The 13512-nt window shown below is 73.5% G+C and carries 9 protein-coding genes; 7 read left to right on the forward strand and 2 right to left on the reverse strand.

Annotation, left to right across the window (positions count from 1 at the left end; genetic code table 11):
- Positions 1 to 8 precede the first annotated feature (8 nt).
- From AB4039_RS01495 to AB4039_RS01510, 4 genes are all read left to right on the forward strand, one after another.
- Positions 9 to 515 (forward strand): MarR family transcriptional regulator, encoded by a 507-nt coding sequence (locus AB4039_RS01495; protein WP_266837247.1) that lies wholly within the window; start codon positions 9 to 11, stop codon positions 513 to 515.
- A gap of 56 nt (positions 516 to 571) precedes the next feature.
- Positions 572 to 3508: an FAD-binding and (Fe-S)-binding domain-containing protein gene (locus tag AB4039_RS01500; RefSeq protein WP_266837249.1), complete on the forward strand. Its 2937-nt coding sequence runs from the start codon at positions 572 to 574 to the stop codon at positions 3506 to 3508.
- A gap of 162 nt (positions 3509 to 3670) precedes the next feature.
- Positions 3671 to 5506, forward strand: coding sequence for an ABC transporter transmembrane domain-containing protein (locus AB4039_RS01505; protein WP_442269785.1), 1836 nt, complete (start codon positions 3671 to 3673; stop codon positions 5504 to 5506).
- Positions 5503 to 7284: an ABC transporter ATP-binding protein gene (locus AB4039_RS01510; protein ID WP_442269786.1), complete on the forward strand. Its 1782-nt coding sequence runs from the start codon at positions 5503 to 5505 to the stop codon at positions 7282 to 7284. Before AB4039_RS01505 ends, AB4039_RS01510 begins: the two co-directional genes overlap by 4 nt.
- A gap of 182 nt (positions 7285 to 7466) precedes the next feature.
- Here the strand turns inward: AB4039_RS01510 and AB4039_RS01515 are convergent, their stop codons facing one another.
- On the reverse strand, positions 7467 to 8258 hold the full coding sequence (locus AB4039_RS01515; protein WP_442269787.1) for a metal-dependent hydrolase: 792 nt from the start codon (positions 8256 to 8258) through the stop codon (positions 7467 to 7469).
- Between the two features lie 145 nt (positions 8259 to 8403).
- Between AB4039_RS01515 and AB4039_RS01520 the strand changes: the two genes are divergently transcribed.
- From AB4039_RS01520 to AB4039_RS01530, 3 genes are all read left to right on the forward strand, one after another.
- Positions 8404 to 10926 (forward strand): DEAD/DEAH box helicase, encoded by a 2523-nt coding sequence (locus AB4039_RS01520; RefSeq protein ID WP_442269788.1) that lies wholly within the window; start codon positions 8404 to 8406, stop codon positions 10924 to 10926.
- Between the two features lie 79 nt (positions 10927 to 11005).
- Positions 11006 to 11908, forward strand: a complete 903-nt coding sequence (locus AB4039_RS01525; protein WP_266837259.1) for an acyl-CoA thioesterase — start codon at positions 11006 to 11008, stop codon at positions 11906 to 11908.
- A 94-nt stretch (positions 11909 to 12002) separates the two neighbouring features.
- Positions 12003 to 12404: a YchJ family metal-binding protein gene (locus AB4039_RS01530; protein WP_266837261.1), complete on the forward strand. Its 402-nt coding sequence runs from the start codon at positions 12003 to 12005 to the stop codon at positions 12402 to 12404.
- On the opposite strand, the gene AB4039_RS01535 is transcribed toward AB4039_RS01530, so the two are convergent.
- A complete protein-coding gene (locus AB4039_RS01535; protein ID WP_442269789.1) occupies positions 12368 to 13378 on the reverse strand; it encodes a DUF6397 family protein in 1011 nt (336 codons plus the stop codon). The genes AB4039_RS01530 and AB4039_RS01535 overlap by 37 nt on opposite strands.
- Positions 13379 to 13512 lie beyond the last annotated feature (134 nt).

Raw genomic sequence — 13512 nt, forward strand, 5'->3', positions numbered from 1 at the left:
TTCCCAGTATGAGCACCGGTTCCGAGACCGACATCCGCGACTCCGCCGCCGGGTCCGCCGCCGACCCCACCCCGGACTCCACCGACGGCGTACTCGCCGAGCAGCTGCTGCGCCTCACGCGGCGGCTCCACCGCATCCAGAAGCGCCACATGGAGCCGCTCGGGATCACCCCGGCCCAGGGCAGGCTGCTGCGGCTCGTCGCGCACTACGGAGGTGACCGGCCGCCCCGTATGGCCGATCTGGCCACGCGCCTGGAGGTCGTGCCCCGGGCCGTGACCACCCTCGTGGACGGCCTGGAGGCGGCCGACTGCGTGCGCCGCGCCCCCGACCCGGCCAACCGCCGCGTCATCCGGATCGAGCTCACCGAAACCGGTCGCGCCACGCTGCGCCGTCTGCGCAGCGCGCGGACCGACGCCGCAGAGGAGATCCTGGCTCCGTTGACCGCGCCACAGCGCGAGGTGCTCGGCGGCCTGCTGAACGCGCTGGCCGACGCCCCCGCCCAGGGCGGCTGCTGAGCCGGGAGCCGCCGGCGCCCGGCTGACGGACGGACCAGGACACGGAGGGGCTCCACATGCCGCTGCTGGAACCGAAGCCGGGCGCGCTGCGCCCGCACAGCCCCGGCGCCCCGGCCCCCGACCGTGTCCCCGACCACATGGCCCCGGGCACCCCCTCGGTGCTGCGCACCGAGCTGACCGCACTGCTCGGCGCCGAAAAGGTGCTCTGGAAGGTCTCCGACCTGGTCCGCTACGCCACGGACGCCTCCCCGTACCGGTTCGTACCGCAGGTCGTGGTGATCGCCGAGGACATCGACGACATCTCCGCCGTCCTGTCCTACGCGCACGGCAGACAGCGCGAGGTGGTGTTCCGCGCCGCCGGAACCTCGCTCAACGGCCAGGCCCAGGGCGAGGACATCCTGGTCGACGTCCGCCGCCACTGGGCCGGGATCGAGGTCCTGGACGACGGCAGGCGCGCCCGCATCGGGCCCGGCACCACCGTCCTGCGGGCCAACGCCGCCCTGGCCCGGCACGGCCGGATCCTGGGGCCCGACCCGGCCAGCGCCATCGCCTGCACCCTCGGCGGAGTGGTCGCGAACAACGCCTCCGGCATGACGGCGGGGACCACGAGGAACTCGTACCGCACCCTTTCCTCCCTCACCCTCGTGCTGCCGACCGGAACCGTCGTCGACACCGCCGACCCGCTCGCGGACGAGGAACTGGCCCGCGCCGAGCCGGCCCTGTGTCACGGGCTGATGGAGATCAAGCGGGAGATCGAGGCCGACCCGGACCTCGTCGCCCGGATCCGCGCCAAGTACGAGATCAAGAACACCACCGGCTACCGGCTCGACGCGTACCTGGACGGCACCACCCCCGTGGAGATCCTGCGCGGCCTGATGGTCGGCTCCGAGGGCACCCTCGGCTTCATCTCCGAGGTCGTGTTCGACACCCTCCCCCTGGACCGCGAGCTCACCACCGGCCTGCTCTTCTTCCCCTCCCTGCCCGCCGCGGCCGCGGCCGTACCGCTGTTCAACGCGGCCGGGGCCCTCGCCGTGGAGCTGATGGACGGCAACACCCTGCGCGCCTGCGTCAGCGTCGTGGGCGTGCCGGCCGACTGGGCGGAGCTGCCCAGGGGCACGGCAGCGCTGCTGGTGGAGTTCCGGGCCCCGGACGCGGCGGGCCGCGCGGAGCACGAGCGCCGTGCGGCCGGGGTGCTGGCCGGACTGGAGCTGGTGGCCCCCGTCGCCTCCGTCACGAACACCTTCACCGGCGATCCCGCGGTCGTCTCCGGCTACTGGAAGGCCCGCAAGGCCTTCGTCACCGCCGTCGGCGGGGCCCGCGCCCCCGGCACCACCCTGATCACCGAGGACTTCGCGGTCCCCCCGTCCCGGCTCGCCGAGGCCTGCGAGGCACTCCTCGTGCTCCAGGCGGAGCACGGGTTCGACGCGGCCGTCGCGGGCCACGCCGCCCACGGCAACCTGCACTTCCTGCTCGCCTTCGACGCCTCCGTGCCCGCCGACGTCGACCGGTACGCCGCCTTCATGGAGGCCTTCTGCCGGCTCACGGTCGAACGGTTCGACGGCTCGCTGAAGGCAGAGCACTCCACGGGCCGCAACATGGCCCCCTTCCTCGAACTCGAATGGGGCCCGCGGGCCACCGACCTGATGTGGCGCACCAAGCGGCTCGTCGACCCGGACCTCGTCCTCGCCCCGCGCATCCTCCTCGACCGTGACCCCCGGGCCCATCTGCGCGGACTGAAGACGATCCCGCGGGTCGAGGCCGTGGCGGACCCCTGCATCGAGTGCGGCTTCTGCGAACCGGTCTGCCCCAGCGAGCACCTGACGACCACACCGCGCCAGCGGATCGTGCTGCGCCGCGAGATGATGCGCCAGCCGCCCGGCTCCCCCGTCCTCGAAGGCCTGCTCGACTCCTACGGCCACGACGCCGTCGACACCTGCGCGGGCGATTCCACCTGTGCCCTCGCCTGCCCCGTCGGCATCGACACCGGCGCCCTGATGAAGGACTTCCGCCACCTGCGGCACGGCCCGCGCGAGGAACGCGCCGCCGCCCTGGCCGCCCGGCGGTTCCGGACCGTCGAGGCGGCCGCGCGGCTGGCCGTGGCCGCCGCCGACAAGATCACCTCCACGGTCGGGGACCGCCCCCTGACGGTGGCGACGGAGGCCGCGCGCAAGGCCGTACGCCCCGACCTGGTGCCGCTCTGGCTGCCGCAGGTCCCCGGTGCCGCCGCCCCCGCACTGCCCACGACCCGGCGGGTGGGCGCGGCCGCGGTCTACTACCCGGCCTGCGTCAACCGCATCTTCGGCGGACCCGCGGGCGATCCCGGGCCCTCCCTGCCGGAAGCGGTGGTGGCCGTGTCGGCGCGGGCCGGGAAGCCGGTGTGGATCCCCCGCGACGTCACCGGCACCTGCTGCGCGACGATCTGGAACTCCAAGGGGTACGAGGACGGCAACCGGGTGATGGCCAACCGGATCGTGGAGGCCGCCTGGGGCTGGACGGCCGGCGGCCGACTGCCCCTGGTGGTCGACGCCTCCTCCTGCACCCTCGGCATCGCGCGCGAGGTGGTCCCGTACCTGACGGAGGACAACCGGGCCCTGCACGCGGAACTGCGGATCGTCGACTCCGTCGTCTGGGCGGCCCACGAACTGCTGCCCCGGCTGGAGGTACTGCGCACGGTCGGGTCCGCTGTCCTCCACCCCACCTGTTCGATGCGCCATCTGGGTGACGAGGCCGAACTGCGCGCGGTGGCCGAGGCCTGCGCCGACGAGGTGGTCGTCCCGGACGACGCCGGCTGCTGCGCCTTCGCCGGCGACCGGGGGATGCTGCACCCGGAGCTGACGGAATCGGCGACGGCCCGCGAGGCCGCGGAGGTGACGGCCCGGCAGTTCGACGCGCACCTGTCGGCGAACCGCATGTGCGAGGTGGGCATGGACCGGGCCACGGGGCGGAGCTACTCCTCGGCGCTGCTCGCGCTGGAGCGTGCCACGCGCCCCTGAACGCGCCCGGCGCGGGCGGCGGGCCGCGCCGGACGCCGGGCGTCCCGTTCCCCCGCAACACGCGCGGGGCGCACTTCCACCCACCGGAAAATCGATTGCCGGGGCCGGTCCGRGAAGACGAACCTTGCGGGGTTCGGCCTACTCGACCAGTCATGGGGCGTCATGCAGATCAGCGATCTTCCGTATCCGGATCCCGGAGTACCGGACGCCCGTACCGGCCCGAGGTTCCTGCTGTGGCTGGGCCGGGGACAACTCGGCGGCCAGGCCCGCAGCCTGGCCTGGGGGCTCCTCCACTTCGGCGGCGTCGCCGGGCTGCCGTACACCGTGGGACTCGGCGTGGAGGCGGTCGTGCGCCGCGACGGCGGCGGACTGCTCCGCGTCGGCGTGCTGCTCCTGCTGCTCGGTATCGCCATCTCGCTCGGCGACGCGATGCTGCACCGCACCGCCGTCACCAACTGGATCACGGCGGCCGCGCGGGTCCAGCAGTTGCTGGCCCGCAAGACCGCCGAACTGGGCTCCGCCCTGACCCGCCGGGTCGCGGCGGGCGAAGTGGTGTCCGTGTCAACGGGTGACGTCGAGAAGATCGGATGGTTCGTCGAGGCCGTCTCCCGGTTCCTCGCCGCAGCCCTGACCGTCGCCGCGATCTGCGTCGGCCTGCTCTTCTACGCGCCCGCGATCGGCGCGGTCGTCGCCGTGGGCGTCCCGGTGCTCGCCCTGTCCGTCCTGCCGCTGCTGCCGCGCGCCACCCGGCGCGCGGACGTCCAGCGCGAGAAGGCGGGCAAGGCCACCGAGCTGGCCTCCGACACCGTCGCCGGCCTGCGCGTCCTGCGGGGCATCGGCGGTGAGGAACTGTTCCTCGGGCGCTACCGGGAAGCCTCGCAGGAGGTCCGCAGGGCCGCCGTGCGCAGTGCCCGGATGTGGGCGCTGATCGCGGCCGTGCAGGTGCTGCTCCCGGGCGCCCTGATGATCACGGTGGTCTGGTACGGGGCCGGGCTCGTGGCGGACGAACGGCTCGCGGTGGGCGAACTCGTGGCGGCCTTCAGTGCGGTGGCCACGATGCTGTACCCGCTGCGGCACTTCCAGGAGATCGCGATGGCCTACTCCTTCTCCCGGCCCTCCGCCGCACGGGCGGCGCGGGTGCTGTCGCTGACGCGCACCGGGGACGAGGGCCCGGCCGACTCCGGCGCGGCGGGGGCCCTTCGGGCTCCGGCGCCGGGCGGGGACCTGTACGACGCCGAGACGGGGGTGCTGGCCCCGGCCGGCGCCTTCACGGCGGTGGTGTGCGGGGACCCGGACCTGGCGGGCCGGCTGGCGGAGCGGCTGGGGGGACATCCGACGGACGCCGTCGCCGGGGCGCGCTCCGCGCTGCTCGGCGGGGTCGCGCTGGACGAGCTCGCGCTGGACACGGCCCGCGAGCTGGTCCTCGTACAGGACAAGGACCCGGTACTGCTCTCCGGGACGCTGCGCGAGCTGTTCGACGTGCCGGCCTCGGGGTCCGTGACCCCGGCGGCGGCGCTGGAGGCCGCGCAGTGCGACGACGTCCTGGACGCGCTGCTGCAGTCGGCCCCCGACACGGTGCGGGACCCGATGGACGCCCGCATCACCGAACGCGGCCGCTCGCTGTCCGGCGGGCAGCGCCAGCGGCTGGCGCTGGCCAGGTCGCTGGTGACCGACCCGGAGGTGCTGGTGCTGGACGAGCCGACCTCGGCGGTGGACTCGCACACCGAGGCGCGGATCGCCGACGGGATCGCGGCCCTGCGGTCCGGGCGCACGACGGTGGTGCTGGCGTCCTCGCCGCTGCTGCTGGACCGTGCCGACCGGGTCGTCCTGGTCCACGAGGGCCGGGCCCTGCCCGCGGGCACGCACCGCGAGCTGCTGCTCGGCGAGCCGCGCTACCGGGCGGTCGTCACCCGCGAGACGGACGAGGAACAGCGGCGCGCCGGGATCGGCCTGGCGGGGCCGGCAGACGAACTCACAGGGATCGAGGAATCCGCATGATCGGCGTGGCGCCCCCGGAGCACGATCCGGCGGCCCCCGAGACGGCCGCGACGCTGCCCGTGGGCACGTCGGCGACCGTACGGGGCTACGTGCGCGGCCTGCTGCGCCGTCACCGGCGGGCCTTCGTGGTGCTGGTGGGGGTCAACACGGTGGCGGTGGTCGCCTCGATGGTGGGCCCTTCCCTGCTGGGTCAGGTCGTCGACGAGCTCTCGTCGGGGGCGCGTGAGCTCCATCTGGGGCGCGTGGCGCTGCTGTTCGCGCTGGCGCTGGCCGTCCAGACGTTCTTCGTACGGATGGTGCGGTTGCGCGGGGCGATGCTCGGCGAGGAGATGCTGGCCGATCTGCGCGAGGACTTCCTGGTGCGGTCGGTCGGTCTGCCCCCGGGCGTCCTGGAGCGCGCGGGGACCGGCGACCTGCTCTCGCGGATCACCACCGACGTCGACCGGCTGGCCAACGCGATGCGCGAGGCCGTGCCGCAGCTGACCATCGGCGTGGTCTGGGCCGGGCTGCTCTACGGGGCCCTGGTGGTCACCGCTCCGCCGCTGGCGCTGGCCGCGCTGGTGGCGCTGCCGGTCCTGGTCGTCGGCTGCCGCTGGTACTTCCGGCGGGCGCCCTCGGCGTACCGCTCGGAGGCGGCCGGGTACGCGGCGGTCGCGGCGGCGCTCACCGAGACGGTGGACGCGGGACGGACCGTGGAGGCGCACCGGCTGGGGCGGCGCCGGATCTCGCTGTCGGAGCGGCGGATCAAGGAGTGGACGGCCTGGGAGCGGTACACGCTGTACCTGCGGACGGTCCTCTTCCCCGTCGTCAACATCACCTACGTGACGATCCTCGGCTCCGTGCTGATGATCGGCGGGTACTGCGTGCTGCGGGGCTGGATGACGGTCGGGCAGCTGACCACGGGGGCGCTGCTGGCGCAGATGATGGGCGACCCGATCAGCCTGATCCTGCGCTGGTACGACGAGCTCCAGGTCGCCCAGGTCTCGCTGGCCCGACTGGTGGGCGTGCGCGAGATCGAGCCGGACGCCGGGGACGGCACCGTCGCCCCCGGGGGCCGGGAGGTGCGGGCGCAGGAGGTCCGGTTCGGTTACAAGGAGGGCGTGGACGTCCTGCACCAGGTGTCGATGTCGGTGCCGCCGGGCACCCGGATGGCGCTGGTCGGTCCCTCGGGCGCGGGCAAGTCCACCCTGGGCAGGCTGCTGGCGGGCATCTACGCGCCCCGGACCGGTGAGGTCACGCTCGGTGGCGCGAGGCTGTCGCGGATGCCGGCGGAGCGGGTGCGGGAGCACGTGGCGCTGGTCAACCAGGAGCACCACGTCTTCGTGGGATCGCTGCGGGACAATCTGCGTCTCGCCCGGTCGGGTGCGGCCGACGCCGAACTGTGGGCGGCGCTGGACGCGGTGGACGCGGACGGCTGGGTGCGGGCCCTGGAAACGGGGCTGGACACCGAGGTGGGGTCCGGCGGGAGCGCGCTGACTCCGGCTCAGGCCCAGCAGATCGCGCTGGCCCGGCTGGTACTGGCGGACCCGCACACGCTGGTGCTGGACGAGGCGACCTCGCTGCTGGACCCCCGGGCCGCACGGCACCTGGAGCGTTCGCTCGCGAGGGTGCTGGACGGCCGTACGGTCATCGCGATCGCCCACCGGCTCCACAYGGCGCACGACGCGGACGTGATCGCGGTGGTCGAGGGCGGCCGGATCAGCGAGCTGGGCTCGCACGACGAGCTGGTGGCGGCCGACGGGGCGTACGCGGCCCTCTGGCGCTCCTGGCACGGCTGACCCGCCCCGCGGTGCCCGGCTCCCAGAGCCGGGCACCCGGGGCCGGAGCGCCTGCCGACACCGGACCGGCCCTCCGCGGGTCACCGATTCGGGTCCATGACGTCCGGCGGTGTGCTTCCCGCGGAGTACGGGTCCGGGGGCGTACGGGACCGGGCGGAGTGCGGGTCCGGCGGAGTACGGGTCTAGATGAAGCCGAGGGCCGCGGCGCCGCCGAAGCCGCCGAGGAGCATGAAGACCGGCATCAGGACCTTGAGCTCCACCCAGCTGCCGGCGCGGAAGCGCATCGCCTTCGGGGGGCCGATCGGGTACCAGCGCTTCCCCCCGATGGGGAGGGGCCACAGGATCGGGCAGCCGGAGACGGTGAGCGCGTCGCCGATGTCGTGGACGAGGGCTCCGAGCAGGATCGGCAGGCCGAGCCACAGGTACTCCTGGCCGGGGCCGGTGAAGAGCCAGCCCGCGCCGTTGCCCGGCTGGTCGAGCACTCCGGCCAGGATCCAGGCACTCGTGGYGCCGAGCAGCCAGACCAGGATGTCGCTGGACATCCGGGCCGCCCGCCAGAGGAGCCCCTCGACGGCCAGCACCAGATGGACGAAGAGCAGCACGAGCACGCCCCAGCGGTCGGCGGTGACCGCGAGCGCGGAGGAGCCGGCGCCTATCAGGACCGCCCAGAGCCAGGTGTGGGTCAGGGTGCGGTGACCCCCGTTGCGGCGGGGGTCGCGCGGGGCGCGGGTGGCCTTGTAGACGGAGTAGGAGATCTTGTCGACCACCTCGCACAGGCCCCGGGAGAGGGGGCCGAAGGCGCGGGAGATCGTCGCCGACTTGTGGTCGAGGTCGGGGGCCAGGGCCGCACCGGCGCATATGAGCGCGCCGACGACCAGTACGGGCCACGGCATCGGGTGGCCGGCTGCGGCCGTCGCCGCGCCCACCCCCAGCCAGGCCGCTGCCCCGGAGAGTGAGTGCGCCGGCCCCATCATGGTCTGTGTCCCGCCCCGGTCGTGTGTGATCGGGCCCCGTCGAGCGTTTCGGTCGGGCCGCCTCGACGGCACAGCGTACCCGTGACGATCTTCGTCCCGGTGGCCGGTTCCCTCTTCTAGGCGGAAGCCAGGCAAGATGGGGGGTGTGACCCTCATTGATCAGCTCCCGCCGAACGCCGACCCCGACGCCCTCTTCGAGGCTTTCTCCTCGTGGGCGGAGGACCAGGGCATCACCCTGTACCCGGCGCAGGAGGAGGCCCTGATCGAGGTCGTCTCCGGTGCGAACGTGATCCTGTCGACCCCGACCGGCTCGGGCAAGAGCCTCGTGGCGGCGGGCGCCCACTTCACCGCGCTGGCCCAGGACAAGGTGACCTTCTACACCGCCCCGATCAAGGCGCTGGTGTCGGAGAAGTTCTTCGACCTGTGCAAGCTGTTCGGCACTGAGAACGTCGGCATGCTGACCGGCGACGCCTCCGTCAACGCCGACGCCCCGGTGATCTGCTGCACGGCCGAAGTGCTGGCCTCCATCGCCCTGCGCGACGGCAAGTACGCCGACATCGGCCAGGTCGTGATGGACGAGTTCCACTTCTACGCCGAGCCGGACCGCGGCTGGGCCTGGCAGATCCCGCTGCTGGAACTGCCCCAGGCGCAGTTCGTCCTGATGTCGGCGACCCTCGGCGACGTGAAGCGCTTCGAGGAGGACCTGACCCGGCGCACCGGCCGTCCGACGTCGGTGGTCCGCTCGGCGAGCCGGCCCGTCCCGCTGTCCTACGAGTACGTGACCACGCCGATCACGGACACCATCACGGAGCTGCTGGAGACCCGGCAGGCCCCGGTCTACATCGTGCACTTCACCCAGGCCCAGGCGGTCGAGCGGGCGCAGTCGCTGATGAGCATCAACATGTGCACCCGCGAGGAGAAGGACAAGATCGCGGAGCTGATCGGCAACTTCCGTTTCACCACGAAGTTCGGCCAGAACCTCTCCCGTTACGTCCGCCACGGCATCGGCGTGCACCACGCGGGCATGCTGCCCAAGTACCGGCGGCTGGTGGAGAAGCTGGCCCAGGCCGGTCTGCTGAAGGTCATCTGCGGGACCGACACCCTCGGCGTCGGCGTCAACGTCCCGATCCGCACGGTGCTGTTCACCGCGCTCACCAAGTACGACGGCAGCCGCGTCCGCACTCTGCGCGCCCGCGAGTTCCACCAGATCGCCGGACGCGCGGGCCGGGCCGGCTTCGACACGGCCGGCTTCGTGGTGGCGCAGGCGCCCGAGCACGTCATCGAGAACGAGAAGGCCCTCGCGAAGGCGGGCGACGACCCGAAGAAGCGCCGCAAGGTGGTCCGCAAGAAGGCCCCCGAGGGCTTCGTGGCCTGGTCGGACACCACCTTCGAGAAGCTGATCGCCGCCGACCCGGAGCCGCTGACCTCGCGCTTCAAGGTCACCAACATCATGCTGCTGTCGGTCATCGCCCGGCCGGGCGATGCCTTCCAGGCGATGCGCCACCTCCTGGAGGACAACCACGAGCCGCGCAAGGCCCAGTTGCGGCACATCCGGCGGGCCTTCGCGATCTACCGTTCGCTGATGGACGGCTGCGTGGTGGAAAAGCTCGACGCCCCCGACGCCGAGGGCCGCACCATCCGCCTGACCGTCGACCTCCAGCAGGACTTCGCGCTCAACCAGCCGCTGTCCACCTTCGCGCTGGCCTCCTTCGACCTGCTGGACCCGGAGTCCCCGTCCTACGCACTGGACATGGTCTCGGTCGTCGAGTCCACCCTGGACGACCCGCGCCAGATCCTGGCCGCCCAGCAGAACAAGGAGCGCGGCATCGCGGTCGGCGCGATGAAGGCCGACGGGATCGAGTACGAGGAGCGCATGGAGCGCCTCCAGGACGTCACCTATCCCAAGCCCCTGGAAGAGCTGCTGCTGCACGCCTACGACGTGTACAGCAAGAGCCACCCGTGGGTCCGCGACCACCCGGTCTCCCCTAAGTCGATCATCCGCGACATGTACGAGCGCGCGATGACCTTCACCGAGTTCACCTCCTTCTACGAGCTGGCCCGCACCGAGGGCATCGTGCTGCGCTACCTGGCGAGCGCGTACAAGGCGCTGGACCACACCATCCCCGACGACCTGAAGTCCGAGGACCTCCAGGACCTCATCGCCTGGCTGGGCGAGCTGGTCCGCCAGGTGGACTCCAGCCTGCTCGACGAGTGGGAGCAGCTGGCGAACCCGGAGGTGGAGACGGCGGAGCAGGCCCAGGAGAAGGCCGACCAGGTCAAGCCGGTCACGGCGAACGCCCGCGCCTTCCGTGTCCTGGTCCGCAACGCGATGTTCCGGCGGGTCGAGCTGGCGGCCCTGGACCACGTCAACGTGCTGGGCGAGCTGGACGCCGAGTCCGGCTGGGACGCCGACGCCTGGGGCGAGGCCATGGACGGGTACTGGGACGAGTACGACGACCTCGGCACCGGCCCCGACGCCCGCGGCCCCAAGCTCCTCCAGATCGAGGAGGACCCCGCCCACGGCCTGTGGCGCGTCCGCCAGACGTTCGCCGACCCGAACGGCGACCATGGCTGGGGCATCAGCGCCGAGGTCGACCTCGCCGCGTCCGACGAGGAGGGCCGGGCCGTCATCCGGGTCACCTCGGTCGGCGAGCTCGGGCTGCTCTGACCGAACCCCGCACGCCGCCGGCCGGTGCCCGCGCACCGCGCCGGCCGGACCCACCGCACCCGACAGTGGAGAGCTGCTGATGACGAACCCCGCCGAGAGACTGGTCGATCTGCTCGACCTGGAGCAGATCGAGGTCAACATCTTCCGGGGCGCGAGCCCCCAGGAGTCCCTCCAGCGCGTGTTCGGCGGACAGGTCGCCGGGCAGGCGCTGGTGGCGGCCGGCCGCACCACCGAGAGCGACCGGCCGGTCCACTCTCTGCACGCGTACTTCCTGCGCCCGGGCATCCCCGGGGTGCCCATCGTGTACCAGGTGGAACGGGTGCGCGACGGGCGCTCCTTCACCACGCGCCGGGTCACCGCGGTCCAGCAGGGCAAGACCATCTTCAATCTGACCGCCTCCTTCCATCACCCGGAGGAGGGCAGCATCGAGCACCAGCTGCCTCCCCGCCTCGACTTCCCCCACCCGGACGCGCTCCCGAAGGTCGTGGACGAGATCCGCGAGCACCTGGGCGCGCTGCCCGAGGCGCTGGAGCGGATGGCCCGCCGTCAGCCCTTCGACATCCGGTACGTGGACCGGCTCCGCTGGACTCCGGAGGAGCTCAAGGACGCCGATCCGCGCAGCGCGGTGTGGATGCGGGCGGTCGGCCCGCTGGGCGACGACCCGCTCGTGCACACCTGCGCCCTCACCTACGCCAGTGACATGACCCTCCTCGACGCCGTGCGCATCCCCGTGGAACCGCTGTGGGGCATGCGCGGTTTCGACATGGCCTCGCTGGACCACGCCATGTGGTTCCACCGGCCCTTCCGCGCGGACGAGTGGTTCCTGTACGACCAGGAGTCACCCATCGCGCACGGCGGGCGCGGTCTGGCCCGTGGCCGCATCTACGACGTGGAGGGCAGGCTGCTGGTCTCCGTCGTCCAGGAGGGTCTCTTCCGCCCGTACCCGGCCGAGGCGGCCAAGCCGGCCGTGTCCCCGCAGTAGTCCCGTCGGCCTCTCCGCCGAACCCTCCGCCGGCGGTTCCGTCGGCGGTTCCGTCCGTACGCCCGTCACCTCCCCTCCGAAGAGCTGAGCGCACATGCCCACCCCGGTCCTCCCCTGCCCCTGCGGGCTGCCCGCCGCCTACCCGGAATGCTGCGGCCGCTTCCACTCGGGCGCCCGGCAGGCACCCACCGCGGAGCTGCTGATGCGGTCGCGGTTCAGCGCGTTCGCGGTCGGCGACACCGCCTACCTGATGCGCTCCTGGCACTCCTCGACCCGGCCGGACCGGCTCGATCTGGATCCCGAGCAGCGCTGGGAGCGACTGGAGATCCTGGCCACCGAGCGCGGCGGGATGTTCGAGACGGAGGGGTCGGTGGAGTTCCGGGCGCACTACCGGGAGGGCGGGCACACGGGCTCGCTGCGCGAGCACAGTGCCTTCTCCCGCGAGGCGGGCGCCTGGGTCTACGTCGGCCCCCTCTCCCCCGTCGAGTTCGACTGACCCCGCTCCCCGGTCGAGTCCCGCCGCCCCCGCGCCCCGGTCAGGGCGAAGTCGAGGCTGGTGCGGTACCAGTGCACCTCGTCCGGCGGCTCCGCCAGCAGCAGCCGCCCGGCCACGGCGGCCGCGGCCGGGACCTGCGGGTGGCCGTAGGGCGGGGGCGGCGCGAGCGCGGCGAGGACGATCCGTTCCGCCGGGTCGGGGACGGCCTGACGCACCTGTTGTTCGGGCAGTACGGAGGCCAGTACGGCGGCCCGCTCCCACGGATCGGCGGTTCGTCTCAACAGCAGCCCCACGTGCCGTCCGCGCCACCGGCGCGGGCGCAGATCCGCTTTGGCCTCCAGCATCTCCCGGTCCCCCGGGGGCGCGGCCCCGCTCAGCAACCACGGCTCCCGGGCGGCGAACTCCCTCAGCTCGGCGGCCAGATAGAGCCAGACGACGGCCCGATATCGGTTGATCCGGTAGCCGACGGGGGTGAGGTGCCCGCAGCGCGCGAGCCGGGTGAAGCGGCTCGGGCCGGTCCCCAGCGCCCGTGCCCCGGCGTCGGCGCCGGCCACGGTCTCGATCCGCTCCCGCAGTGTCCCCGGGTACCCCTCACCCGCCCTGACCCGGTCCAGTTCGGCGCGGGCGAACCGAGCGGCTCCGCCGGCCGCCCGCGGGCCGGGACGCACCAGCCCCAGCTGGACGGCACGCGCGAACTCGCTTCGGCGAAGCCCCAGTTCCCCGGCGGCCCGGACCGCGCTCAGCAGCTCCGGCGGCCGCGCATCGGCCCGCGGCCCGCCTGCGCCCCCGCCTGCGCCCCCGCCCGCGCCCCCGCCCGCGTCCCCGTCCCGGCCGATGTCTCCGTCTCGGCCGGCGTCCCCGCCCCCGCCCCCGTACGGACCGGCCAACGCCTCGGTGCGCGGCCCCTCGCCCGGCCCCGAACCCGCCTTCACAACCGGCTCCGCACCCCCGTCCCCGGGCGTCTCCGTCGGCACGGGCTCGGGCGCTCCCGCGCTCACGTTCCCGCTCACGTCCGGGCGCGGCCCGCGCGGGTCCCCGCCCCCGGGCGGCCCGGACCGCTCCCGTCCGTCTGCGTCCCTGTCGGCCGATGCACGCTCCAGCGCTTGCA

The organism is Streptomyces sp. M-16 (assembly GCF_052114405.1).
GTDB lineage: Bacteria > Actinomycetota > Actinomycetes > Streptomycetales > Streptomycetaceae > Streptomyces.